The organism is Isoptericola sp. NPDC056618 (assembly GCF_042792715.1).
Lineage (GTDB): Bacteria > Actinomycetota > Actinomycetes > Actinomycetales > Cellulomonadaceae > Isoptericola > Isoptericola nanjingensis.
The window spans coordinates 102,018-124,985 of the sequence record NZ_JBHTVZ010000013.1 but is presented as its reverse complement, the minus strand read 5'-3'; the positions used below and the strand labels follow the sequence as shown (position 1 = coordinate 124,985).

Sequence of the window (22,968 nt, the reverse complement as noted above, 5' to 3'; positions counted from 1 at the left end):
GGCCACGGCCCGCCGGGAGGACGGGGTCAGGGACCGGTCAGCTCGAGGAAGCGGCGGGCCAGCTCGTCGCCGCCGAGCGGGTCGCGCGCGATCACGAGGATCGTGTCGTCGCCCGCGATGGAGCCGAGGACGCCCGGGAAGACCGAGTGGTCGATCGCGGACGCGAGGTAGTTGGCCGCGCCGGGCGGCGTGCGCAGCACCACGAGGTTGGCGGACGCCTCCGCCGACACGAGCAGGTCGTTGCAGAGCCGGGCGAGGCGCGCGGCGACGTACTCGACGTCGTGCTCCCCCACGCCCGCGGCCTGCACGCTGCGGTCGCCGCCCTCGCCTGGCACGGCGTAGACGAGCGCCCCCGCCGCGTTGCGCACCTTCTCCGCGCGCAGCTCGATGAGGTCGCGCGACAGGGTGCCCTGCGTGACGCTGACGCCCGCGTCGGCGAGCTCGCGGGCCAGCTCGGCCTGCGAGTGGATCGCCGTGCGCCGCACGATCTCGACGATCCGCGCGTGCCGCGCGGCCTTCGTCGTCGGCCCCGAGGCCTGGCCCGCCGACGCGCCCTCGGCGGCGCTCACCGGTGCTCCAGGAGCCAGGTGAGCAGGGCCTTCTGGGCGTGCAGGCGGTTCTCCGCCTCGTCCCAGACGACGGACGCGGGGCCGTCGATCACGGAGGCCGTGACCTCCTTGCCGCGGTAGGCGGGCAGGCAGTGCAGGAAGATCGCGTCGTCGGCCGCGCCGGAAAGGAGCGCGTCGTCCACGCGATAGGCGTCCAGGGCGGCGAGCCGCTCGGCGGCCTCGTCCTCGTCGCCCATGGAGACCCAGGTGTCCGCGGCGACGACGTCGGCCCCGGCGACGGCGGCCCGGGCGTCGGTCGTGACGGTCACCGAGCCCCCGGTCGTGGCGGCGATCTCCCGGGCGCGGGCGACGACGTCCTCGGGCGGGAGGTAGCCCTCCGGCCCGGCGACCGCGACGTGCAGGCCGGCGGTGACGCCGCCGAGCAGGTACGACGCGGCCATGTTGTTGCCGGCGTCGCCCACGTAGGCGAGCCGCTGACCGGCCAGGGCGGAGATGCCGCCGCGGTGCTGGGCCACCGTGAGCAGGTCGGCGAGGATCTGGCACGGGTGGAACCCGTCCGTGAGGGCGTTGACCACCGGGACGCGCGAGACGGCGGCCATCTCGTCGATCCGGGCCTGGCCGAACGTGCGCCACACGATGGCGGACACCTGGCGGTCGAGCACGCGGGTGACGTCGGCGACGGACTCGCGCACGCCCACCTGGGCGAGCCGGCCGTCCACGATCACGGGGAAGCCGCCGAGCTCGGCGACGCCCGTCGAGAACGAGACCTGCGTGCGCAGCGTCGGCTTGTCGAACAGCACGGCCACGCCCTGGGGGCCCGCGAGCGGCGCGCGCACGAACCGGTCCTCCCGGAACGCCATGCCGAGCTCGAGGACCTCCCGCTGCTCGTCCGGGGTGAGGTCGTCGTCGCGGAGGAAGTGGCGGGGCATCAGGACTCCCTGTCGGCAGAGGCGGGGACGGTGACGGCGGCGAAGAACCGGGCGACGTCGCGCGCCTGGTCGGCCGTGAGGATCAGCGGGGGCGCGAGGCGGATCGCGTCCGGGGCGACGGCGTTGACGACGAAGCCGGCCTCCAGCGCGGCCGCCGCGACGTCGGCCGCGACGGGCCGGGTGAGCTGGACGGCGAGCAGGAGCCCTCGCCCGCGCACTCCGGCGACGAGCGGGTTGCCCGCGGCCTCGATCTCGGAGGCGAGGACGGCGCCGACGCGGCGCACGTTCTCGAGCAGGTCGTCGCGCTCGATGACGCCGAGCGTCGCGAGGCCGGCGGCCGCCGCGACCGGGTTGCCCCCGAACGTGGTGCCGTGCTGGCCGCGGCCGAGCAGGGTCGCGGCGCGCTCGCCGAACGCGATCGCGGCGCCCACGGGGAAGCCGCCGCCCAGGCCCTTGGCCACGGTGACGACGTCGGGCACGACGCCGCCGCCGATCTCCGGCTGCTGGAAGGCGAACCAGGAGCCCGTGCGGCCGACGCCCGTCTGGACCTCGTCGAGCACCAGCAGCGCGCCCGCCTCGGCGGTGAGCCGGCGGGCGTGCGCCAGGTAGCCCGGGGGCAGCGGCCGCACACCGGCCTCGCCCTGCAGCGGCTCCACGACGAACGCCGCGACGCCACCCCGCTCCACGACCGCCTCCGGCGAGAACGCCTCGTCGAGGGCGGCGGTGTCGCCGAACGGCACGTGCTCGACGCCGCCGGGCAGCGGCTCGAACGGCTCGCGGTACGCGGCCTTCGCCGTGAGGGCGAGCGCGCCCATCGAGCGGCCGTGGAAGCCGCCCTCCAGGGCCAGGACCCGGGTGCGGGTGCCGTCGTCGCCGGCGTTGCGGCGCGCCATCTTGAACGCCGCCTCCACCGCCTCGGTGCCCGAGTTGGTGAAGAACACCCGCGAGCCCTCGGGGGCGCCCGCGAGGTGCAGCAGACGCTCGGCCAGGCCGATCTGGGTGGGCGTCGCGAAGAAGTTCGACACGTGCCCGAGGGTGCCGAGCTGCGCGCTGATCGCCGCCGTGACCGTGGGGTGGGCGTGGCCGAGCGCGTTCACCGCGATCCCGGCGAGCAGGTCGAGGTAGCGACGCCCGTCGGCGTCCCACACGTAGGCGCCCTCGCCGCGCACCAGCACACGCTGGGGCGGGCCGAACGTGTCCATCACCGCGTGGGTGTAGCGGTCGGTCCAGGCGGCGTTCGAGGCGTCGGCGAGGGCGCCGCCGCTCACCGACTGCAGGGTGTCGCTCACGCGCCTGCCTCCTTGCTCGCTGTGGGATCGGTGGTGGTGGCTGTCGGCGCGGGCACGACCATCGTGCCGTTGCCGCGGGTGGTGAAGACCTCCAGGAGCACCGAGTGCGGCTGGCGGCCGTCGATCACGGTCGCGCGGGGCACGCCGCCCTGGACGGCGCGCAGGCACGCCTCCATCTTGGGCACCATGCCGGACGTCAGGCTCGGCAGGAGGGCGGCGAGGTCCGGCGCGGAGATCTCCTCGACGAGGGAGTCCTTGTCGGGCCACGACGTGTACAGGCCCTCGACGTCGGTGAGCATGATCAGCTTGCTGGCCCCGAGCGCCACCGCGAGCGCGGAGGCTGCCGTGTCGGCGTTGATGTTGAGCACCTGGGTCGGGTCGTCGACGTCGGGCGCGACGGTCGACACGACCGGGATGCGGCCGGCGTCGAGCAGGTCCTGCACGGCCCCGGCGTCCACCTGGACGACGTCGCCCACGAGGCCGACGTCGACCGGCTCGCCGTCGACGACGGCGTGCCGGCGGGCGGCACGGAACAGCCCGGCGTCCTCCCCCGACATGCCGACGGCGTGCGGGCCGTGCGCGTTGATGAGACCGACGAGCTCGCGCGAGACCTGGCCGGTGAGCACCATGCGCACCACGTCCATCGCCTCGGGGGTCGTGACGCGCAGGCCGCCGCGGAACTCGCTGTGGATGTCCAGGCGCTCCAGCATGGCGTTGATCTGCGGGCCGCCGCCGTGCACCACGACGGGCCGCAGCCCCACCTGGCGCAGGAACACCATGTCCTGGGCGAACGCGGCCTTGAGCCGGTCGTCGATCATGGCGTTGCCGCCGTACTTGACGACGACGAGCGCGCCCGCGAACTCCTGGAGCCACGGGAGGGCCTCGAGGAGCACCTCGGCCTTCTGCTCGGGCGCGAGCCCGTTCACGACGTCGCTGCTCATGAGCTGTACGCGCTGTTCTCGTGGACGTACGCGTGGGTGAGGTCGTTGGTCCACAGCGTGATCTCGGCATCGCCGGCGTGCAGGTCGATCGTGATCGACACGTCACGCGACGCGGCGAGGTCGACGTCCTCCGGCGACTCGTGCGCCCCGCCCGCCTTGCACACCATGACGCCGTTGACGCTGACGTCGAGCTCCAGCGGGTCGAACGGCGCGACCTCCTCGGGGACCGTGCCGACCTGCGAGAGGATGCGGCCCCAGTTGGGGTCGTTGCCGAAGATCGCGGCCTTGACCAGGTTGGACCGGCTCACGGCCCGGGCCACGGCCAGTCCGGCGTCCTCGGTCGTCGCGTGCGTGACGGTGATGGCGATGTCGTGGGACGCGCCCTCCGCGTCCGCCACGAGCTGGCGCGCGAGGTCGGCGCAGACCGCGGTCACGGCCTCGGCGAACGCGGCGTCGTCCGGCGTCGCGCCGGACGCGCCCGACGCCATGAGCACGACGGTGTCGGAGGTCGACATGCAGCCGTCGGAGTCGACGCGGTCGAACGTCGTGCGGGTCGCCGCGCGCAGCGCCGCGTCCGTGGTCCCGGCGTCCACGACGGCGTCGGTCGTGATGACGCAGAGCATCGTGGCGAGCGCGGGAGCGAGCATGCCCGCGCCCTTGGCCATCCCGCCCACCGTCACGGTGCCGGACGGCGTCTCGATCGTGCGCACCGCGGTCTTCGGGACGGAGTCCGTCGTCATGATGGCCGTGGCCGCGCTCGTGCCCGACTCCTCGTCCGGCCCCAGCGCGTCCGCCGCGACCGGGATCCCGGCGAGCAGCTTCTCCGCCGCGAGCCGCACGCCGATGAGGCCGGTCGAGGCCACGAGGACGTCGATCGCACCGATCCCGAGCACCTCGGCGACCTTCTCCGCCGTCGCGTGCGAGTCCTGGAACCCGCCCGGGCCGGTGCACACGTTCGCGGCACCCGAGTTCAGCACGACGGCGCGGGCGACCCCGTCCTTGATCGCCTGGCGCGACCACATCACCGGCGCGCCGACCACACGGTTGCTCGTGAAGACGGCGGCGGCCGCGTGCTGCGGGCCGTCGTTGACGACCAGGGCGAGGTCGGGGGTGCCGGAGGCCTTGAGGCCGGCCGTGATCCCGGCGGCCCGGAACCCCTGCGCTGCGGTCACGCTCACGGTGCGACTCCTTCGGTGACGAGGCCGGCCGTCTCCGGCAGGCCGAGGGCGAGGTTCATGGCCTGGACCGCCTGGCCGGCGGTGCCCTTGACCAGGTTGTCGATGGCGGTGACGGTCACGACGCGCCCGGCGGCGGCGTCGAGCGCGACCTGCACGAGGGCCGTGTTGGCGCCGAGGGTGGCGGCCGTCGTCGGCCACTGGCCCTCCGGGAGGAGCTCGACGAACGGCTCGTCCGCGTAGGCCTCGGCCCAGGCGGCGCGGACGTCGGCGGCGGTGGCGTCCTCGTGGCCCGGCGCGAGGCGGGCCGTGACGGTGGCGAGGATGCCGCGCGACATCGGCACGAGCGTCGGGGTGAAGCTGATCGACACCTCCGGCGCCCCGGCGGTACGCAGGTTCTGGGCGATCTCGGGGATGTGCCGGTGCGTGCCGCCCACCGCGTACGGCACGGCGGAGCCCAGGCCCTCGGCGGCGAGCAGGTGCGGCTTGAGGGACTTGCCCGCGCCCGAGTACCCGTTGGCGAGGACCGCGACGACGTCGGCCGGGCTCACGAGGCCGGCGGCGACGCCGGGCTGCAGGCCGAGCGTGACGGCCGTGACGTTGCAGCCGGGCACCGCGATCCGGCGGGCGCCCGCCAGGCGGTCGCGCTGCGCGCCGGTGACCGTCCCCGCGCCGTCGGCGTGGAGCAGCTCGGGCAGGCCGTAGGGCCAGGTGCCCGCGTGGGCCGAGCCGTAGAACTGCTCCCAGTCGGCGGCGGACGCGAGGCGGTGGTCGGCGCCGAGGTCGAGCACGAGCACGTCGTCGGGCAGCTGCGCGGCGATCTCGCCGGACGCGCCGTGCGGCAGGCCGAGCACGACGACGTCGTGGCCCGCGAGCGCCTCGGGGGTGGTCGGCTCGAGCACCCTGTCCGCGAGGGAGCGCAGGTGCGGCTGCAGCGTGCCGAGGCGCGCGCCGGCGTTCGAGTGCGCCGTGAGCGTCCCGACCTCCAGCGCGGGGTGACGCGCCGCGAGGCGCAGGAACTCGCCCCCGGCGTACCCGGAGGCACCGGCGACGGCGACACGGAACGTGCGCGACTCAGTGCTGACCATATGCAGCACTATACATACCTATGCAATGCGCCGGAACCAGTTTCTCGCGCCCCGGGCGCCTCGGGTCAGGCGACGAGCGGCAGGTACATCACGTGCAGCCCCACGTAGCCGTGCGCCGGGCTGCGGAAGGCGCCCGGCACAGTGCCGACCACCTCGAACCCGAGCGCCCGCCACAGGCGCACCGCGACCTCGTTCGACTCCACCACCGCGTTGAACTGGATGCCGCGGAAGCCCTGCTCGCGGTGCCAGGCGACGACGTGCTCGCCGAGCGCCCGGCCCACCCCGAGCCCGCGCGCGGCGGGCGACACCATGAACGACGCCGTGCCCACGTGGTCGCCGTGGCCCGGCCGGTTCGGCCCCATCTTGGCCGTGCCCAGCAGCGTGCCGTCCGCAGCCTCCGCCACGACCGTCGCGCCCGGGGCGCGCTCCATCCAGATCTCCCGCGCCTGCTCGCTCGTGAGGTCCAGCGGGTAGACGTACGTCTCGCCCTCACGCACCACCGCCTCGACGGTCGGCCACAGGGCGGGCCAGTCGTCGTCGGTCGCGGGACGGATCGTGAACGGTGCGCGGGTGTCTCGGGTCACAGGCGAAGCATAGGGTCGAGGCCGTGACCGCCCTCCCCACCGCCGTGCCCACCGTTGCGCCCGACGCGGGAGCCCTCCGGTGACGCCGGGCACCGCCGTCGAGCTCGCCGACTGGCGGCGGCGCGTCGCCGAGCTGTACGCCGCGGTCCGCGCCGCGCCCGACCCCGCGAGCGGGCACGCGACGTGGCGGGCGGGGCGCGACGCACTCTTCCGCGACCACGCGCAGAGCCCGCTGCCGGCCGGTGACCCGCTGCGGGCGACCGGGCTCCCCTCCTGGCCCTACGACCCGGCGCTGCGCTTCGAGGTGCCGCTGCGCCCCGCGCCGGCGGCGCGGCTGGAGCTCGACACGGGCGCGGACGGCACGACGACGATGGAGCGCGTCGGGGTGCTCGAGCTCCCCGGCGTGGGGACGCTCGACGCCTGGTGGCTCGCGCAGTACGGCGGCGGCCTGTTCGTCCCCCTGCGCGACGGCACCGCCGGGGACGAGACCTACGGCGGCGGGCGGTACCTGCTCGACACGGCGAAGGGCGCCGACCTCGGCGGGCGCGACGGCCTCGTCGTGGTGGACCTCAACCTCGCCTACCACCCGTCGTGCCGCTACGACCCGGCGTGGACCTGCCCGCTGGCCCCGGCGGGCAACCGCGTCGACGTGCCCGTCCGCGCGGGCGAGAGGCTGGACCCGCCCCCGGCTGCGTAGGCTCGGACGCATGCACGCAGTCGTGGCCCGCGCGGCGGGTGGTCCCGAGGTCCTGGAGTACGTCGAGCAGCCCGACCCCGCGCCCGGCGCGGGCGAGCTCCTGGTCCGCGTCGCGGCGGCGGGGGTCAACTTCATCGACACCTACCGCCGGGCGGGCGTCTACCCGATGAGCTACCCGCACGTCGTGGGCGTCGAGGGCGCCGGGACGGTCGAGGCGCTCGGCGACGGCGTGGAGGGCTTCGCCGTCGGCGACGAGGTGGCCTGGAACGAGGCGCCGGGGTCGTACGCCGAGCTCGCCGTCGTCCCCGCCGCAAACGCCGTGCGCGTCCCCGCGGGACTCGATCTCGTCACGGCCGCCGCCCTGCCGCTGCAGGGGATGACGGCGCACTACCTCGTGGCGTCGACCTTCGAGGTCGGGCCGGGCCACGACGTCCTGCTCACCGCCGGGGCCGGCGGCGTCGGCCTGCTCGCGACCCAGCTCGCGGTCGCGCGCGGCGGGCGCGTCATCACGACGGTGTCCTCGCCCGAGAAGGCGGCCCTGTCGTCGGCGGCCGGAGCCGCGCACACCGTCGACTACGCGGCGATGGACGACGTCGCGACCGAACTGCCCGCCGTCGTGCGCGACCTCACCGACGGCCGCGGCGTGCACGTCGTGTACGACGGCGTGGGACGCGCGACGTTCGACGCGTCGCTCGCGTCGCTGCGGCCGCGTGGCACGCTCGTGCTGTTCGGCGGGGCGTCCGGCCAGGTGCCGCCGTTCGACCCGCAGCGGCTGAACTCCGGCGGGTCGCTCTACCTCACCCGGCCCACGCTGGGGCACTACCTCCTCACCCGGGGCGAGCTCGAGTGGCGGGCGTCGGAGGTGCTGGGGGCGGCCGCCGCGGGCGACCTCGACGTCCGGATCGGGGAGCGGCTCCCGCTCGCCGACGCCGCGCAGGCGCACCGCGCCCTGGAGGGGCGCGCCACGACGGGCAAGGTCCTCCTGGTCCCCTGACCGGCGGCGGTCAGCCCGCCGTCGGGCTCGAGACGTGCCAGCGGTGCCCGTAGAGGTCCACGACCCACGCGCTGCGCCAGCCCTCCTCGGGCCCGTCGTCGACGCCCCGCTCCAGCCGGGCCCCGCCGTCGACGAGGTGCGCGACGAACGCGTCGGCGTCCTCGACCTCGATCGCCAGCGACACCGACCATCCGCCGAGCGTCGCGGGGCTGTGCACGCGCAGCTGCTCCCACTCGTCGGACAGGTAGATCGTCGCGCCGCCGACGGCGAGCTCGGCGTGCCCGACGACGCCGTCGTCCTCGATCCGGAACCGCTCCTGCGCACCGAAGGCCCGGCGGTAGTAGTCGATGGCGTCCGCCGCGCCGCGCACCGCGAGGTACGGCACGACCGTCGCGGGGGTCTGGTCGCCACGCCCGGGCGGCGCGGGGATGGTCTCGGCGTCCTCACCGGCGTCCATGACCCCAGCGTGGCGCGGCGGGGGCGCGCACGCTAGTCTCTTGACATCAAGAAACTTGATATCGAGAGGAATTGTCATGGCCGACTGGTCCCCCTCCGCCTACCTGCGCTACACCGACGAGCGGTCGCGCCCGTTCGGCGAGCTGGTCGCGCGCGTCGTGCGCGACCCGGCGAGCATCGTCGACCTGGGCTGCGGCCCGGGGCACCTCACCCCCGTGCTGCGCGGGCGGTGGCAGGACGCCGCGTTCGTCGGGCTCGACTCCTCCCCCGCGATGATCGAGAAGGCCCGCGCCGCGGACCCCGGGAGCCGCTACGAGCTCGCCGACGTCCGCGACCACGCCGCCGGCCGCGGTCCCGCCCCCGAGGCCGACCTGGTGATCAGCAACGCCACCCTGCAGTGGGTGCCCGGCCACCGCGAGCTGCTCCCCGCGCTCGCCGCGACGGCCCGGCAGACGTTCGCGTTCTCCGTCCCGGGCAACCACGACGCGCCGAGCCACCGCACCCTGCGCGAGGTCGCCGGTCGCGAGCCGTACGCCGCCGCCGTCGGGCCCGTCGAGCGCCGCGTCGTCGGCGACCCCGCGGAGTACCTCGAGCTCCTGTCCGGTCCCGGCTGGTCGGTCGACGCCTGGGAGACGACCTACACCCACGTGCTGGACGGCGACGACCCCGTGCTGCGGTGGATCTCGGCGACCGGCGCCCAGCCGGTGCTGCACGCGCTCGACGCGCACGACGCCGCGCACGGCACGGACCTGCGCGCCCGGTTCGACGTCGAGCTCGGCGCCGCCCTGCGCGAGGCCTACCCCCGGCACCGGTTCGGCACGCCGCTCGCCTTCCGGCGGGTCTTCACGGTCGCCACCCGGACGGGCTGACGGCCGCACCGGCGGGCGCGCTTAGGCTCGGACCGTGACCGACACCACCCACCCGATCCGCATCGGGGTCCAGCTCCAGCCGCAGCACGCCGACTATGCCCAGATGCGCGACGCCGTGCGCCGCGCCGAGGACGCCGGGGTCGACGTGATCTTCAACTGGGACCACTTCTTCCCGCTCACCGGCGACCCGGACGGCGCACACTACGAGTGCTGGACGATGCTCGGCGCGTGGGCCGAGCAGACCGAGCGCGTCGAGATCGGCGCCCTCGTCAGCTGCAACTCCTACCGCAACCCCGACCTGCTCGCGGACATGGCCCGCACGGTCGACCACATCAGCGGCGGCCGGCTGATCCTCGGCATCGGCGCCGGCTGGTTCGCCAAGGACTACGAGCAGTTCGGCTACGAGTTCGGCACGGCGGGCTCGCGCATCGCCGACCTGGGCGCGGCGCTCCCCCGCATCAAGGCCCGGCTCGCGGTCGGCAACCCCGCGCCGACGCGCGAGATCCCGATCCTCGTCGGCGGCGGGGGCGAGAAGAAGACCCTGCGCCTGGTGGCCGAGCACGCCGACGTGTGGCACTCGTTCGGCGACGTCGACACCCTCACCCGGAAGTCGGCGATCCTCGACGAGCACGGGGAGGCCGTCGGGCGCGACACCGCGACCCTCGTGGAGCGGTCCGTCGGCGTGGGCGCGCCGCCCGAGGAGGTCGGGCAGAAGCTGCTCGACGCCGGCGCCACGCTGTTCACGATCGGCACGGGCGGGCCAGGCTACGACCTGTCCCTCGTCGAGCAGTGGGTGCGCTGGCGCGACGAGCGCCGCTGAACCGCCCGCCCGCGCCCCGGCCGGGGTGCCAGGGTCACCGCCCGGTGAGCACCTCGGCCAGCGGGTCGTCGTCCGCCGCCGGCTGCACGCGCAGCCGGCGCGCGGCGGGCGCCGTGGCCGCGCCGGCCAGCCGGACCAGCGACTCCGGGGTGTCGTGCGAGGCGCGGACGAACCAGCCGGAGCAGGCGTCGAGGTCGCCGCGCGCGAACGCCGTCACCAGGTCGACGGTCCGCTCGACGGGCGTCCACTCCGTCCGCCCCTCGTGGGCGCGCATCGACCCCGTCATGTCCGTGCGCACGACGCCGGGCGCGACCTCCAGCACGCGCAGGCCACGGTCGTGGCCGGCGGCGTGCAGGCCGGCGCCGAGACGCATCAGCGCGGTCTTGCTCGCGGTGTAGGCGGTCGCGTCGGCGTTGTCGTGCGAGCCGGCACCGCTGTTGAGGTCGACGACCCGCCCGCCGCCGCGCGCCAGCATCCCCGGCACGGCGTGCCGGGCCAGCAGGAACGGCCCGCGCACGTTCGTCTCGAGCACCGACCACCACTCGTCGGGGTCGGCCTCCCACAGCGGCACCTCGGCGTCGATGCGGCCGGCGTTGTTGACCAGCAGGTCCACGGCGCCCAGCCCGCCGTCGGTCGGGGACCCCTCCGCGGCCCGCACGGCCGCCGCCACCGCCGCGGCGTCGGTGATGTCCGCGGGCAGCTCGAGGGCCGTCCGGCCGAGGTCGCGCACCTCGCGCGCGACCTCGGCCAGGCGGGCGGCGTCCCGAGCGACGAGGGCGACGTCCAGCCCGGCCCGCGCCAGCCCGAGCGCCACCGCGCGCCCGATGCCGCGGCTCGCGCCCGTGACCAGCGCGGTCCGGGCGGGCCGAGGCTCGACGGGCCGGGCCGACGGTGCCGACTCAGCCACGCAGCACGGCCCCCACGCGCTCGGTCGCCGCGGCGACGACCCCCTCGCGGACGGCGCGCACGTCGTCGGCGGTCAGCGTGCGGTCGGCGGCGCGCAGCCGCACCGAGTAGGCGAGCGACTTCTTGCCCTCGCCCACCTGCTCGCCGGTGAACACGTCGAAGAGTCGCGCGTCCTCCAGCAGCGGGCCCGCGCCCGCGACGACGGCGGCGTGCACGGCGTCGGCCGTCACGTCCGCGTCGACGACGAACGCGAAGTCCTCCTTCGCCGCGGGGAACGCCGACACCGGCTCGGCCACGACGGGCACGCTCCCGCCGGCGGAGATCAGTGCGCCGAGGTCGAGCTCGAACGCCACCGCCCGGGCAGGCAGGCCCAGGGCCTCGACCACCTTCGGGTGCAGCTCGCCCGCGTGCCCGACGACGGCGCCGTCGGCCAGCGCCAGCGCCGCGCAGCGCCCGGGGTGCCACGGCATCGTGCCGGAGTCGGCCCGGACCACGACCTCCGCGCCCGCCCGCTCCGCGACGAGGCGGGCGGCGTCGAGGGCGTCCGTCCAGTCGGCCGCACGGCCGTCGCCCCACCAGCCGGCAGGCACCGCCCGGCCGGTGAGCACGCCCGCGACGTGCCGCGGCTGGTCCGGGACGGCGGAGACGAGCGCCGCGAGGTCGTCGTCCGACGGCCGCACGCCGACCGGCAGCTGCGGCGGGGCCGGGGTGCCCGGCGTCGGCCGCGTGACCAGGCCGATCTCGAAGACCGCCACGTCGGGCAGCCCGCGCGAGACGTTCCGCCGCGCGGTCTCGAGCAGCGTCGAGAGCAGGTCGGCGCGCAGGAAGGGCCGGTCGTCGGCCAGCGGGTTGGCGAGGCGCAGCGTGGTGCGGCGCACGTCCTCGTCGGGCAGGCCGAGCGCGTCGAGGTCGGCCTCGCCGACGAACGGGTAGGAGAGCACCTCGACGAGGCCCGCCTCCGCGAGCGCGCGCGCCACCGACCGGCGGGCCCGCTGCTCTGGCGTCAGGCCGCGACCGCCCGGGGCGGCCGGGAGCACCGACGGGATCTGGTCGTAGCCCGCGATCCGCACGACCTCCTCGACCAGCGCGGCCGGCTCGGTGAGGTCGGGGCGCCACGACGGCGGCGTCACGCGGACCGCGTCCACGCTGGCCCCGGCGACCGCGTCCGTCACGGTGCAGCCGATCTGCTCGAGGATGCCGACCACGGTGGCCCGGTCGTACTCCACGCCCGACAGGCGCGTCGGCAGGGTGACGTCCAGACGCACCGGCTTGGCGGCGGTCGTGGTGTCGAGGTCGCTCACCGCGGCGTCCGCGGTGCCGCCGCCGAGCTCCACGAGCAGGTCGACCACGCGCTGCGCCGCGACGGCAGGCAGGCGCGGGTCCACGCCGCGCTCGAACCGCTTGGCGGCCTCGGACGGCAGCCGGTGCCGCCGCGCCGTGCGGGCCACGGTGATCTGGTCGAAGTGGGCCGCCTCGACGAGGACGTCCGTCGTCGTCGGGCTCACCTCCGACGACGCACCGCCCATGACGCCGGCCAGCCCGAGCACGCGAGCGCCGCGCTCGCCCGCGGGCGAGTCCGTGATGAGCAGGTCCTCGGCGTCGAGCGCGCGGTCGGTGTCGTCGAGCGTCGTGAGGCGCTCGCCGGGAGCCGCACGCCGGACGACGATCGGCGCCGCGACCTTGCCGAGGTCGTAGGCGTGCAGCGGCTGGCCCAGGTCGAGCATCACGTAGTTGGTGACGTCGACGGCCAGGGAGATGGACCGCATGCCCGAGCCCTCGAGACGGCGCTTCATCCACGGCGGGGTGGGCGCGGCGGGGTCGATGCCGCGCACGACGCGCGTGACGAACCGGTCGCAGCCGACCTGCCCGTGGATCGGCGCCGCGTCGTCGACCTCGACGACGAACCCGTCGGCCGTCGGGGCGGGCGGGGGCGTGACGAGGTTCTCCGGCAGCCCGCGGTCGGTGAACCGCGCGCCCGTGGAGTGGGCGTACTCGCGCGCCACGCCGCGGTAGCTGAACGCGTACCCGCGGTCCGGGGTCACGTTGATCTCGAGCACCTCGTCGCCGAGGCCGAGCAGGGCGATCGCGTCCTGGCCGGGAGTGAGGTCGGCGGCGTCGAAGCCCGCGCGCGTGAGCACGAGGATGCCGTCGTGGTCGTCCCCGATGCCGAGCTCCCGCACCGAGCAGATCATGCCGTCGGAGACGTGGCCGTAGGTCTTGCGCGCCGCGATGGCGAAGCCGCCGGGCAGCACGGTGCCCGGCAGCGACACGACGACGTAGTCCCCCACGCCGAAGTTGTGCGCGCCGCAGATGACGCCGCGAGCGCCGCCCGCGGGGACGTCGGCGTCGTCGACGCCCTTGATCTGCGTCGCGTTGTGCTCCGGGCCGACGTCGACCAGGCACCAGTTGACGGTCTTGCCGTTCTTCTGCGGCTCGGGCGTCTGCGCGAGCACTCGCCCGACGACGAGCGGGCCGGTGACGGCGGCGGGGTGGATCTCCTCCTCCTCCAGGCCGACCCTCACCAGCGCCGCCGCGAGCTGCTCCGCGGTGAGGTCCGCCGGCAGCTCGACGTGCTCGCCGAGCCAGTCAGTGACGATGCGGGGCATCAGATCTCCGTCCCGAACTGGGTGGAGAAGCGCACGTCGCCCTCCACGATGTCGTGCATGTCCGCGATCGAGTGGCGCAGCATCGCCGTCCGCTCGATGCCCATCCCGAACGCGAAGCCCTGGTACTCCTCGGGGTCGATCCCGGCCGCGCGCAGCACGTTCGGGTTGACCATGCCGCAGCCGCCCCACTCGATCCAGCCGGCGCCGCCCTTCTTCTGCGGGAACCACAGGTCCATCTCCGCGCTGGGCTCCGTGAACGGGAAGAAGCTCGGGCGCAGCCGCGTGCGGGCCTCCGGGCCGAACATGGCGCGCGCGAACGCGTCGAGGGTGCCCACGAGGTTCGCCATCGTCAGGCCCTTGTCGACCGCCAGGCCCTCGACCTGGTGGAAGACGGGCGTGTGCGTGGCGTCCAGCGCGTCGGTGCGGAACACCTTGCCCGGGCACGCGATGTACAGCGGCACGCCACGCTCCAGCATCGAGCGCGACTGCACCGGCGACGTGTGCGTGCGCAGCACGAGGTTCGACGGCTTGTCCCCCTCGCCGGACACGTAGAACGTGTCCTGCATCTGCCGCGCGGGGTGGTCCGGGTCGAAGTTCAGCGCGTCGAAGTTGAACCACTCCGCCTCGACCTCGGGGCCGTCGGCGATCTCCCAGCCGAGGCCCACGAAGAAGTCGGCGATGCGCTCCTGCACCAGCTCGATCGGGTGCCGCGCCCCGACGGGGCGGCGGTCGGTCGGCAGCGTGACGTCGACCGTCTCCTCGACCAGGACGCGCTCGTCGCGCTCGGCCTCGAGCTCGGCCTGGCGCGCGGCGATCGCCTGGTTCACGCGCCCGCGGCGCGGGCCGACGTTCTTGCCGGCGGCGGCCTTGTCCGGCCCCGGCAGGGCCCCGATGGCACGGTTGGCGAGCGCGAGCGGGCTCTTGTCCCCGGTCTGCGCGGTGCGGACCGTCTTCAGCTCGTCGAGGTCGCGCGCGGCGGCGACCGCGGCGAGGGCCTCGTCGACGGCGGAGTCGAGCGCCGCGACGTCCAGCGGGTCGGGGCTCTGCCGTTCGATGCCGGGTTCTGGGGTGGGTGCGGGCGTGGACATGCGTGCCTTCCTGAGAGGGGCCCTGCGAAGGGTGTGGGCGGCGGGGTCAGTTTATGTGCCCGCCCGGGCCGGTCAGGTCGGCGTCCGCGGTACCGCGCTCAGCGCGCGGGCGTCGCCGGGGCCGGGCCCGTGGCGGGCCCGGTAAATCGGCGGTCGCGGCGTGTCACGCACCCATCATGGCACGGGCCGTCCCGTCCCGTCCCGGTCCGCCAGGGGGATCACGGCGACGTCGTCGTGCAGCGGACCCCCCGACCGTCCCTCGCCGAGCCGGGACGCGACGACGTGCACGGCGCCGACCTCCCACGACGGGCCGCGGTACACGGCCAGCGCCCGCGCCCACGGCACCAGGGGCGACGCCTCCGGCTCGCGCCCGCGCGGGCCACGCGTCCCCCCGCGGGCGCCGTCGACCCTCCGCCGGCCCTCCGCCGCCCGCAGGGTCGCGCGCGCGACCGTGAGGTGCGGCCGTCCCGACGTGCGGTCGGAGGCGGGCAGGCCCGCCGCGCCGACGGCGGCGTCCTGCGCGAGCTCGCCGGCGCGCCGCAGGTCGTCGACCGACCCGGCCACACCGACCCAGAGCGTCCGCCCCCCGAAGGTGCCGCCACCGCTCAGGGCCAGCGCGAACGGCGGCACGTCGGCCAGGGCGATCCCCAGCGCCTCGACGTAGTCCGGCACGGCTCCGTCCGGCACCTCGCCGTGGAAGGCGAGGGTGACGTGGCGCTGCTCCGGCGCCACCCAGCGCAGGCCGCGGCCCGGGTCGGAGAGAGCGGCGCCGCCCACCCCGGCGAGGGCGAGCTCCAGGTGGTCGCCGGCGTCGGCGGAGGGGTACACGGCCGTGAACAGGCGCATCCGCGCATCGTGCCACGCCCCGGCACGGGCCGCCCCGGGCGGCGCGCGACCGGCGCCGGGCAGGGTCCGGACCGACCGCCGCCCTCGCGACCGCCGGCGAGCGGGCTGTCCCACGCCGGGCCGGGGCGTTCGGCCGGCGCGACGACGACGCGGCGGCCTGCGGCGTCAGCGCTGCGCGCGCCCGCTCGCGTAGAGGCAGACCGTGGCGGCGGTGGCCAGGTTGAGCGACTCCGCGCGGCCGCGGATCGGCACGCGCACGACGGCGTCGGCCAGCGCACGGTCGGCCTCGGGCAGGCCCCATGCCTCGTTGCCGAAGACCCAGGCGCTCGAGCCCGCCAGGTCCGGCTGCCCGGCGTCGACGGCCGGGCCGCCCGCCACGTCGAGCAGGTCGTCGAGGTCGTGCTCGCCCGTGCCGTCGGCGGCGAGGACGACGCAGCCCGCGGCGCGGACGACGGCGACGGCGTCGGCCAGGGGCAGGCCCGTGACCACGGGCAGGTGGAAGAGGGAGCCGGCGGTGGAGCGCACCACCTTGGGGTTGTGGACGTCCACGCTCTCGCCGGCGAGGACGACGAGGTCCGCGCCCGCCGCGTCGGCCGCGCGGATCACCGTGCCGGCGTTGCCCGGGTCGCGGACGTTCGCGAGCACCGCGACGAGCAGCGGCCGCGAGGTGACGCCGGCCAGGGCGTCGTCGAGGCCGAGCGCGGTGGTGCGCACCACCGCGAGCACGCCCTGCGCGTCCGGGCTCATCGCCTCGAGCACCTCGGCCGTGCCGACGTGCAGGTGCAGCCCGGCGCCGAGCGCCGCGTCGACGATCTCGGCGTAGCGCTCCGCGGCGGCGGGCGTGAGGTAGACGTCCCGGACGTCGGCGGCCGCGTGGCGCACGGCCTCACGCACGCCCTGGGGCCCCTCGACGAGGAACTGTCCGTGCCGGGAACGCGCAGGACGCCCGGACAGCGCCCTGACCTGCTTGACCCGGTCCGCCCGCGGGTTCGCGAGCGTCACGTCGGGGATGCCTGAGATCATGCGCGGCATCGACAGGTCGGGGGGTGTCCGGGCGTCCGGGGTGCTGAGCGGGGTGGCTCAGGCGGCCTTCGGCGCGTTGACGTCGGCCGGCAGCGCGTCCTTGGCGACCTGGACGAGCGCGTTGAACGCCGCCACGTCGTTGACCGCGAGCTCGGCGAGCATGCGGCGGTCGACCTCGACACCAGCAGCCTTGAGGCCCTGGATGAGGCGGTTGTAGGTCAGACCCTGCGCGCGGGACGCAGCGTTGATGCGCTGGATCCACAGCTTGCGGAAGTCGCCCTTCTTCGCCTTGCGGTCGCGGTACGAGTAGACGAGGGAGTGGGTGACCTGCTCCTTCGCCTTCCGGTACAGGCGCGAACGCTGGCCGCGGTAGCCGCTGGCGCGCTCGAGGGTCGTACGGCGCTTCTTGTGGGCGTTGACCGCCCGCTTCACGCGTGCCACGTGATGCTCCTTGCAGTGTCGGGGCCGGAAGTGGACCCGGCGGTCGTGCGTCCCGGTGGTGTCACCGGACTCAGCGGACCGCCGAGGGCGTCACTTGCCGAGCAGCTTCTTGATGGTCTTGACGTCGGCGGCCGAGACCACCTGGTCCTGGGCCAGACGACGCGTGCGGCGGCTGGACTTGTGCTCGAGGTAGTGGCGAGCGTTCGTCTGCTCCCGCATGATCTTGCCGCTGCCGGTGACCCGGAAGCGCTTCTTGGCGCCGGAGTGCGTCTTGTTCTTCGGCATGACTGCCGTCTCTCCTCGTGTCGGTCACCCGCCGGGTGGCGGGGACGTGGTGCGGACCGGGGCCGGCGAGCGGCCCGGTGCCAGATGGACGTTGCGGTGCCGCCTCAGCGACCTGCGCGGGGGCTCGGCTTCGGCCGCGGCGCCGGCGGCCGCGGGGTGGCGGGCTTCGGCGTCGTGGGCTTCGGCGTCGCCGCGGCGGGCTTCGCCGGGGTCGCGGGCTTCGGGGCCGCCGCCGGCTTGGCCGGCGCGGAGGCCGGCTTCGCCGCGGCCGCAGGCTTCGACGTCGCGGGCTTCGACGGGGCGGCCGGCGCTGCGGCGGGCTTCGTCTCGGCAGGCTTCGTCTCGGCGCGCGGGGCGGGCGCCGGCTGCGCGGCCTCGGGGGCCGGAGCCTCCTGCGCCTCGACCTCGGGCTCCGTCGGCTCGGGCTCCGTCGTCGGCTGCGCCGGCGCGGCCTGGGCGCGGGCCTCGGCCTTGACCTCGGACTTGGTCTTGCGCTGCGCGTTGATCTCGCTGGACCGCTTGCGCTGCTCGACCTTGGCGTCGGCCTTCTTCTTCACCGGGCCGAGCACCATGGTCATGTTGCGGCCGTCCTGCTTCGGCATCGACTCGACGAAGCCGAGGTCCGAGACGTCCTCCGCGAGACGCTGCAGAAGCCGCACGCCCATCTCGGGGCGCGACTGCTCACGACCGCGGAACATGATCATGACCTTGACCTTGTCGCCGGCCTCCAGGAAGCGGACGACGTGGCCCTTCTTGGTGCCGTAGTCGTGCGGGTCGATCTTCAGGCGGAACCGGATCTCCTTGAGGACCGTGTTCGCCTGGTTGCGCCGCGCCTCGCGCGCCTTCATGTCCGACTCGTACTTGAACTTGCCGTAGTCCATGAGCTTGGCGACGGGCGGACGGGCGTCCGGGGCCACCTCGACGAGGTCGAGGTCGGCGTCCTGGGCAAGCTTCAGGGCGACTCCCGTGGCGACCACGCCGACCTGCTCCCCGCCCGGGCCGATGAGTCGGACCTCGGGGACGCGGATCCGATCGTTGATGCGAGGCTCGCTGATGGTGATGCTCCTAAACTCGTCGGTAAACCGCCAGGGACGGGAAAGGCCCCCGACCTGAGCACAGGTGGAGGCCATCTACCGACGCCGGGGCGCGAGCGCTCCGGCGACCGAGGCGGACGCCCACGAGAGGCGCCCGACCGGGACCCGGCCCCTGTCGGCGCCCCGGGGGCGCTCGGTCGGTGCTCGGGTGGGATGAGATCCACTTGATGCACCTGAGCCCTGCAGCCGCTCCGTAGAGCGACGTGCCGATGGACCCAGGTCGGTCAGCTGTCAAGGCTAGCACGGGATGGCCGCGGGGCCGGCCGGTGTGGTGAGAGTCTCGACCGTCCACGTCGCGACCTTTACTGGAATCGTTCCAGAAAGTGTGGCAGGGTCGCGGCCATGACCACGGCGAGCACGGACGAGACGTTGCTGAGGGAGCGGGGCCTGCGCGTCACCGGTTCCCGGCTCGCCGTCCTGCGCGCGCTCTCCGAGCACCAGCACGCCACCGCGGACGACGTCGTGCGCGCGGTGCGGGCCGACCTCGGCTCGGTGTCCGTGCAGGCGGTCTACGACTGCCTGCACGCGCTCACCTCGTCCGGTCTCCTGCGCCGCATGGAGCCCGCCGGGCACCCCGCACGCTACGAGCGCCGCACCGGCGACAACCACCACCACGTGGTGTGCCGCTCGTGCGGTGCCGTCGCCGACGTCGACTGCACCGTGGGGCACGCGCCCTGCCTGACGCCCAGCGCGTCCCACGGGTTCGCCGTCGACCTCGCCGAGGTCACCTTCTGGGGCCTGTGCCCCGACTGTGCCGACGGTTCGGCCGCCGACCCCGTCCCGGCAGCCGGCCCCGGCACTACCATCTGAAACCGGACCGAACCGGAACCCCCCTGAGAAAGGACGTCATCACATGACGACGCCGTTCACGACGACGCAGACCGGCACCCCGGTCGCGAGCGACGCGCAGTCCCTCACGCTGGGCGCGGACGGGCCCACCGTCCTGCACGACCGCTACCTGGTCGAGAAGCTCGCCTCCTTCAACCGGGAGCGTGTGCCGGAGCGCAACCCGCACGCCAAGGGCGGCGGCGCGTTCGGCGAGCTCGTCGTCACGGAGGACGTCTCGCAGTACACCCGCGCGGCCGTCTTCCAGAAGGGCGCGAAGAGCGAGACGCTGCTGCGCTTCTCGTCCGTCGCGGGCGAGCAGGGCTCCCCCGACACCTGGCGTGACGTGCGCGGCTTCTCGCTGCGCTTCTACACGACCGAGGGCAACCTCGACATCGTCGGCAACAACACCCCGGTCTTCTTCCTGCGCGACGCGATGAAGTTCCCGGACTTCATCCACTCCCAGAAGCGCCTCGGCGCCTCCGGCCTGCGCAACGCCGACATGCAGTGGGACTTCTGGACCCTCTCCCCGGAGTCGGCCCACCAGGTCACCTACGTCATGGGCGACCGCGGCCTGTCGAAGTCGTGGCGCCACCTCAACGGCTACGGCTCGCACACGTACCAGTGGGTCAACGCCGAGGGCGAGCGCTTCTGGGTGCAGTACCACTTCATCTCCCAGCAGGGCGTGGAGCACATGTCGTCCGAGGACGCCGAGCGGATCGCCGGCGAGGACGCGGACTACTACCGCCGCGACCTGTACGAGGCCATCGAGCGCGGCGAGCACCCCTCGTGGGACGTCAAGGTCCAGGTCATGCCGTACGAGGACGCCAAGACCTACCGCTTCAACCCGTTCGACATGACGAAGGTCTGGCCGCACGCGGACTACCCGCTGATCAAGGTCGGCACGTTCACGCTGAACCGGAACCCGAAGAACTTCTTCGCGGAGATCGAGCAGGCCGCGTTCTCGCCCGGCAACCAGGTGCCTGGCACCGGCATCTCGCCCGACAAGATGCTCATGGCCCGCGTCTTCTCCTACCCGGACGCGCAGCGCTACCGCATCGGCACCAACTACAACCAGCTGCCGGTAAACCAGCCGCACGCCGCCCCGGTCGCGAACTACATGCACCAGGGCAGCATGCAGTACCACTTCAACGGCCCCGAGCACCGCGTCTACACGCCGAACTCGTTCGGCACCCAGGGCGGCCCCGTGGCCGACCCGGCGCGCGGCGTCGAGTCCTCGTGGGAGTCGGACGGCGAGCTCGTGCGTGCCGCGCAGACCCTGCACGCCGAGGACGACGACTTCGGCCAGGCGGGCACCCTGTACCGCGAGGTCTTCGACGACGGCGCCAAGGCGCGGTTCCTCGAGACGCTCACCGGCCAGGGCCTCGCCATCACGATCGACGAGATCCGCGAGCGGTTCTTCCAGTACTGGACGAACGTGGACGCCGAGCTCGGTGCCAAGCTCCGCGCCGAGGTGTCCGCGGGTCACGTGCCCTCGCCGGCCGCCGCCGGCTCGGGCCCGGACGTCGAGCCCGTCGGGATCTGACAGGGCGGGCGACGGCGGGCCCTCCGCCGTCGCCCGCGCACCGAGGCCGGGTCCCCCGCGGGGCCCGGCCTCGCCGTCCCGGCGGGCCGTCGCGGTCCCGCCCGATGCGAAGATGGACCCCATGAGCACCTCGCCCGACGCCTCCTCCCCCGCGACCACCCCCACGAACACCCACGCGGCCGACGACGCCACCCGTGACATCGCCGACGTCGCCGCGGTCGAGGTCATCACCGCCGCAGCCGTGCACCTCATGAGCGCCGCCGCCGTGAAGTGCGGCCTGGCGGAGGACGCCGACGCCCAGGGGCACCTGGACCTCGACGAGGCCCGCAAGCTGATCACCGCCCTGGCCGCGCTCGTCACCGCCAGCGCCCCCGACATCGGCAACCAGCACGCGCGCTCGCTGCGCGACGGGCTGAAGTCCCTGCAGCTCGCGTTCCGCGAGGCGTCGGTCGTGCCGGACGCTCCCGGCGAGGGCCCCGGCGAGAAGTTCACGGGCTCCGTCGTCTGAGATGTCCGCCCCGTCCGCCTGGCCGCCGCCCCCGGACCGCCCGCCGCCCCCGCCGGAGGCCGGCGCACCCGCTCGACGCCGCGACCGGCGCACGGCCGTGGTCGTCCTGGCCGTGCTGCTCGCCGGGGCGCTCGGCATCGGCGCGTACCTGTGGGTGACCACCACCCGCTGGCAGGCGCACAGCGCGGCCTGGGAGGACGAGGCGCGGGGGTATGCCGACCGGGTGGCGGCCCTCGACGCCGAGCTCGACGCCACCGACGCCGAGCTCGTCGCGGCCCGCGAGCAGCTCGCCACCGCGACGGCTCGCATCACCGACCTCGCCAACGAGAAGGCCCAGCTCGGCGACGAGAACGTCGCCTCGCAGCAGTACCTCGACTACCAGCGGCGGGTGAGCGAGGCGGCCGGCGTCGTGACCACGGCGCTCGGCGACTGCGTCGACGCCCAGTCGCAGCTCATCACGTACCTCGAGGACCGCGGCTCCTACGACGCGAAGGACCTCGACCGGTTCGCCTCGGACGTCGAGACCCTGTGCCGGCAGGCCTCGAAGGCGAACGACCAGCTCGAGCAGGAGCTCGAGCAGTGACCCGACCGGGCCGCTCGCGCGGCCTGCGCCCGGCGCCGGCCCTCCTCCTCGCCGCGACGCTCGCCGGCTGCGGGGTGCTTCCCTCGCTGCCGCCCGAAGTGCCGGACGACGTCGTCCCCACGCGCGTCGCGCCGTCGGCCCCCGCCTCGCTCGCGCCCGACGGCGCAGAGGGCCTGTCCCCCGACGGCTTCGACGCCGTGCAGCGGATGGCCGTGCGGATCCGGAACGTGGGCTGCAACGGGCTGTCGACCGGGTCGGGGTTCGCCGTCGACGAGCACACGCTCGTCACCAACCGGCACGTCGTGGCCGACTCGGAGTCGCTGGAGGTCAGCATCTACGACGGGCGCGACCTCGAGGTCTCCGCCGCGGGCAGCGCGGCGCTGGCCGATCTCGCCCTGGTGCGCACCGCGGACCCGCTGCCCAGCCATCCCAAGCTCGCGGACGCCGACCCGCGGCCCGGCGACGCCGTCACGGTGGTCGGCTATCCCGAGGGCGGCGAGCTGACGATCACCGCGGGCGAGGTCATCGGACCGACCACCGACCCGCTCCACGAGAACCTGGGCGAGGTGCTGCTCACCGACGCCCCGGTCGAACCGGGCTCGTCGGGGTCGGCGGCGCTCGACGAGCAGGGCCGGGTGATCGGCGTCGTGTACGCGAAGACCTCCGACGGCCGCTCGCTGCTGGTACCGCTGTCGACCCTGGAGCGGCTGCTGGACGACGCCGACGGGTTCCGGGCGCTGCCGCCGTGCGCCCAGCCGTCCGGACAGCCTTCCGACGGCGGGCCGTCCGCGACGCCGACGCGCTAG

The 22,968-nt window shown here is 74.9% G+C and carries 25 protein-coding genes; 9 read left to right on the top strand and 16 right to left on the bottom strand.

The window, feature by feature from the left end:
- Positions 1–26: 26 nt before the first annotated feature.
- From ACFQ8T_RS15565 to ACFQ8T_RS15535, 7 genes are all read right to left on the bottom strand, one after another.
- The gene (locus tag ACFQ8T_RS15565) at positions 27–569 is read right to left on the bottom strand and encodes an arginine repressor (RefSeq protein WP_430547420.1); all 543 of its coding nucleotides are present in this window, start codon (positions 567–569) and stop codon (positions 27–29) included.
- Positions 566–1,498 (bottom strand): ornithine carbamoyltransferase, encoded by a 933-nt coding sequence (argF, locus tag ACFQ8T_RS15560; RefSeq protein WP_430547419.1) that lies wholly within the window; start codon positions 1,496–1,498, stop codon positions 566–568. The genes ACFQ8T_RS15565 and argF overlap by 4 nt, the downstream gene beginning before the upstream one ends.
- A complete protein-coding gene (locus ACFQ8T_RS15555; protein ID WP_430547418.1) occupies positions 1,498–2,787 on the bottom strand; it encodes an acetylornithine transaminase in 1,290 nt (429 codons plus the stop codon). The genes argF and ACFQ8T_RS15555 overlap by 1 nt, the downstream gene beginning before the upstream one ends.
- The gene (gene argB, locus ACFQ8T_RS15550) at positions 2,784–3,728 is read right to left on the bottom strand and encodes an acetylglutamate kinase (protein ID WP_430547417.1); all 945 of its coding nucleotides are present in this window, start codon (positions 3,726–3,728) and stop codon (positions 2,784–2,786) included. The genes ACFQ8T_RS15555 and argB overlap by 4 nt, the downstream gene beginning before the upstream one ends.
- Positions 3,725–4,906 carry a bifunctional glutamate N-acetyltransferase/amino-acid acetyltransferase ArgJ gene (gene argJ / locus ACFQ8T_RS15545; RefSeq protein ID WP_430547416.1) on the bottom strand — a complete coding sequence of 394 codons (1,182 nt, stop codon included), beginning with the start codon at positions 4,904–4,906 and terminating at the stop codon, positions 3,725–3,727. Before argJ ends, argB begins: the two co-directional genes overlap by 4 nt.
- A complete protein-coding gene (gene argC / locus ACFQ8T_RS15540; protein WP_430547415.1) occupies positions 4,903–5,991 on the bottom strand; it encodes an N-acetyl-gamma-glutamyl-phosphate reductase in 1,089 nt (362 codons plus the stop codon). The genes argJ and argC overlap by 4 nt, the downstream gene beginning before the upstream one ends.
- Before the next feature lie 65 nt (positions 5,992–6,056).
- Complete coding sequence (locus tag ACFQ8T_RS15535; RefSeq protein WP_430547414.1) at positions 6,057–6,575, bottom strand: GNAT family N-acetyltransferase; 519 nt, start codon at positions 6,573–6,575, stop codon at positions 6,057–6,059.
- Between the two features lie 79 nt (positions 6,576–6,654).
- On the opposite strand from ACFQ8T_RS15535, the gene ACFQ8T_RS15530 reads away from it, so the two are divergent.
- Entirely contained in the window at positions 6,655–7,272 is a 618-nt protein-coding gene (locus ACFQ8T_RS15530) for a DUF1684 domain-containing protein (RefSeq protein ID WP_430547413.1), read from the top strand.
- Between the two features lie 10 nt (positions 7,273–7,282).
- Positions 7,283–8,266 carry a quinone oxidoreductase family protein gene (locus ACFQ8T_RS15525; protein ID WP_430547412.1) on the top strand — a complete coding sequence of 328 codons (984 nt, stop codon included), beginning with the start codon at positions 7,283–7,285 and terminating at the stop codon, positions 8,264–8,266.
- A 10-nt stretch (positions 8,267–8,276) separates the two neighbouring features.
- Here the strand turns inward: ACFQ8T_RS15525 and ACFQ8T_RS15520 are convergent, their stop codons facing one another.
- Positions 8,277–8,723 (bottom strand): VOC family protein, encoded by a 447-nt coding sequence (locus ACFQ8T_RS15520; RefSeq protein ID WP_430547411.1) that lies wholly within the window; start codon positions 8,721–8,723, stop codon positions 8,277–8,279.
- A gap of 76 nt (positions 8,724–8,799) precedes the next feature.
- On the opposite strand from ACFQ8T_RS15520, the gene ACFQ8T_RS15515 reads away from it, so the two are divergent.
- Positions 8,800–9,591 carry a methyltransferase domain-containing protein gene (locus tag ACFQ8T_RS15515; RefSeq protein WP_430547410.1) on the top strand — a complete coding sequence of 264 codons (792 nt, stop codon included), beginning with the start codon at positions 8,800–8,802 and terminating at the stop codon, positions 9,589–9,591.
- Positions 9,592–9,625: 34 nt separating this feature from the next.
- Positions 9,626–10,411 (top strand): LLM class F420-dependent oxidoreductase, encoded by a 786-nt coding sequence (locus ACFQ8T_RS15510; RefSeq protein WP_430547409.1) that lies wholly within the window; start codon positions 9,626–9,628, stop codon positions 10,409–10,411.
- A 34-nt stretch (positions 10,412–10,445) separates the two neighbouring features.
- On the opposite strand, the gene ACFQ8T_RS15505 is transcribed toward ACFQ8T_RS15510, so the two are convergent.
- The 8 genes from ACFQ8T_RS15505 to infC form a co-directional block, all read right to left on the bottom strand.
- Positions 10,446–11,318, bottom strand: a complete 873-nt coding sequence (locus ACFQ8T_RS15505) for an SDR family NAD(P)-dependent oxidoreductase (protein ID WP_430547408.1) — start codon at positions 11,316–11,318, stop codon at positions 10,446–10,448.
- On the bottom strand, positions 11,311–13,923 hold the full coding sequence (gene pheT, locus ACFQ8T_RS15500; RefSeq protein ID WP_430547407.1) for a phenylalanine--tRNA ligase subunit beta: 2,613 nt from the start codon (positions 13,921–13,923) through the stop codon (positions 11,311–11,313). Before pheT ends, ACFQ8T_RS15505 begins: the two co-directional genes overlap by 8 nt.
- Entirely contained in the window at positions 13,923–15,011 is a 1,089-nt protein-coding gene (gene pheS, locus ACFQ8T_RS15495; RefSeq protein WP_429762144.1) for a phenylalanine--tRNA ligase subunit alpha, read from the bottom strand. The genes pheT and pheS overlap by 1 nt, the downstream gene beginning before the upstream one ends.
- A 174-nt stretch (positions 15,012–15,185) precedes the next feature.
- Positions 15,186–15,857: a 2'-5' RNA ligase family protein gene (locus ACFQ8T_RS15490; protein WP_430547406.1), complete on the bottom strand. Its 672-nt coding sequence runs from the start codon at positions 15,855–15,857 to the stop codon at positions 15,186–15,188.
- 165 nt (positions 15,858–16,022) lie between these two features.
- Positions 16,023–16,880 carry a TrmH family RNA methyltransferase gene (locus tag ACFQ8T_RS15485; RefSeq protein WP_430547405.1) on the bottom strand — a complete coding sequence of 286 codons (858 nt, stop codon included), beginning with the start codon at positions 16,878–16,880 and terminating at the stop codon, positions 16,023–16,025.
- 57 nt (positions 16,881–16,937) lie between these two features.
- Positions 16,938–17,321 (bottom strand): 50S ribosomal protein L20, encoded by a 384-nt coding sequence (rplT, locus tag ACFQ8T_RS15480; RefSeq protein WP_079576292.1) that lies wholly within the window; start codon positions 17,319–17,321, stop codon positions 16,938–16,940.
- Positions 17,322–17,411: 90 nt separating this feature from the next.
- Positions 17,412–17,606 carry a 50S ribosomal protein L35 gene (gene rpmI / locus ACFQ8T_RS15475; RefSeq protein WP_079576291.1) on the bottom strand — a complete coding sequence of 65 codons (195 nt, stop codon included), beginning with the start codon at positions 17,604–17,606 and terminating at the stop codon, positions 17,412–17,414.
- 104 nt (positions 17,607–17,710) lie between these two features.
- Complete coding sequence (gene infC / locus ACFQ8T_RS15470) at positions 17,711–18,736, bottom strand: translation initiation factor IF-3 (protein WP_430547404.1); 1,026 nt, start codon at positions 18,734–18,736, stop codon at positions 17,711–17,713.
- Positions 18,737–19,042: 306 nt separating this feature from the next.
- Between infC and ACFQ8T_RS15465 the strand changes: the two genes are divergently transcribed.
- From ACFQ8T_RS15465 to ACFQ8T_RS15445, 5 genes are all read left to right on the top strand, one after another.
- A complete protein-coding gene (locus ACFQ8T_RS15465) occupies positions 19,043–19,510 on the top strand; it encodes a Fur family transcriptional regulator (protein ID WP_430547403.1) in 468 nt (155 codons plus the stop codon).
- Positions 19,511–19,553: 43 nt separating this feature from the next.
- Entirely contained in the window at positions 19,554–21,071 is a 1,518-nt protein-coding gene (locus tag ACFQ8T_RS15460) for a catalase (protein ID WP_430547402.1), read from the top strand.
- Positions 21,072–21,192: 121 nt separating this feature from the next.
- Complete coding sequence (locus tag ACFQ8T_RS15455; protein ID WP_430547401.1) at positions 21,193–21,579, top strand: DUF1844 domain-containing protein; 387 nt, start codon at positions 21,193–21,195, stop codon at positions 21,577–21,579.
- Between the two features lies 1 nt (position 21,580).
- Positions 21,581–22,162, top strand: coding sequence for a hypothetical protein (locus ACFQ8T_RS15450; RefSeq protein WP_430547400.1), 582 nt, complete (start codon positions 21,581–21,583; stop codon positions 22,160–22,162).
- A complete protein-coding gene (locus ACFQ8T_RS15445) occupies positions 22,159–22,968 on the top strand; it encodes a S1C family serine protease (protein ID WP_430547399.1) in 810 nt (269 codons plus the stop codon). The genes ACFQ8T_RS15450 and ACFQ8T_RS15445 overlap by 4 nt, the downstream gene beginning before the upstream one ends.

Bases quoted from the DNA above. Each gene is read 5' to 3' on its own strand.
- argF (WP_430547419.1), bottom strand. From the start codon at position 1,498: ATGCCCCGCCACTTCCTCCGCGACGACGACCTCACCCCGGACGAGCAG.
- argB (WP_430547417.1), bottom strand. From the start codon at position 3,728: ATGAGCAGCGACGTCGTGAACGGGCTCGCGCCCGAGCAGAAGGCCGAG.
- argC (WP_430547415.1), bottom strand. From the start codon at position 5,991: ATGGTCAGCACTGAGTCGCGCACGTTCCGTGTCGCCGTCGCCGGTGCC.
- ACFQ8T_RS15525 (WP_430547412.1), top strand. From the start codon at position 7,283: ATGCACGCAGTCGTGGCCCGCGCGGCGGGTGGTCCCGAGGTCCTGGAG.
- ACFQ8T_RS15520 (WP_430547411.1), bottom strand. From the start codon at position 8,723: ATGGACGCCGGTGAGGACGCCGAGACCATCCCCGCGCCGCCCGGGCGT.
- ACFQ8T_RS15515 (WP_430547410.1), top strand. From the start codon at position 8,800: ATGGCCGACTGGTCCCCCTCCGCCTACCTGCGCTACACCGACGAGCGG.
- pheT (WP_430547407.1), bottom strand. From the start codon at position 13,923: ATGCCCCGCATCGTCACTGACTGGCTCGGCGAGCACGTCGAGCTGCCG.
- pheS (WP_429762144.1), bottom strand. From the start codon at position 15,011: ATGTCCACGCCCGCACCCACCCCAGAACCCGGCATCGAACGGCAGAGC.
- ACFQ8T_RS15490 (WP_430547406.1), bottom strand. From the start codon at position 15,857: ATGCGCCTGTTCACGGCCGTGTACCCCTCCGCCGACGCCGGCGACCAC.
- ACFQ8T_RS15485 (WP_430547405.1), bottom strand. From the start codon at position 16,880: ATGATCTCAGGCATCCCCGACGTGACGCTCGCGAACCCGCGGGCGGAC.
- rpmI (WP_079576291.1), bottom strand. From the start codon at position 17,606: ATGCCGAAGAACAAGACGCACTCCGGCGCCAAGAAGCGCTTCCGGGTC.
- infC (WP_430547404.1), bottom strand. From the start codon at position 18,736: ATGGCCTCCACCTGTGCTCAGGTCGGGGGCCTTTCCCGTCCCTGGCGG.
- ACFQ8T_RS15465 (WP_430547403.1), top strand. From the start codon at position 19,043: ATGACCACGGCGAGCACGGACGAGACGTTGCTGAGGGAGCGGGGCCTG.
- ACFQ8T_RS15460 (WP_430547402.1), top strand. From the start codon at position 19,554: ATGACGACGCCGTTCACGACGACGCAGACCGGCACCCCGGTCGCGAGC.
- ACFQ8T_RS15455 (WP_430547401.1), top strand. From the start codon at position 21,193: ATGAGCACCTCGCCCGACGCCTCCTCCCCCGCGACCACCCCCACGAAC.
- ACFQ8T_RS15450 (WP_430547400.1), top strand. From the start codon at position 21,581: ATGTCCGCCCCGTCCGCCTGGCCGCCGCCCCCGGACCGCCCGCCGCCC.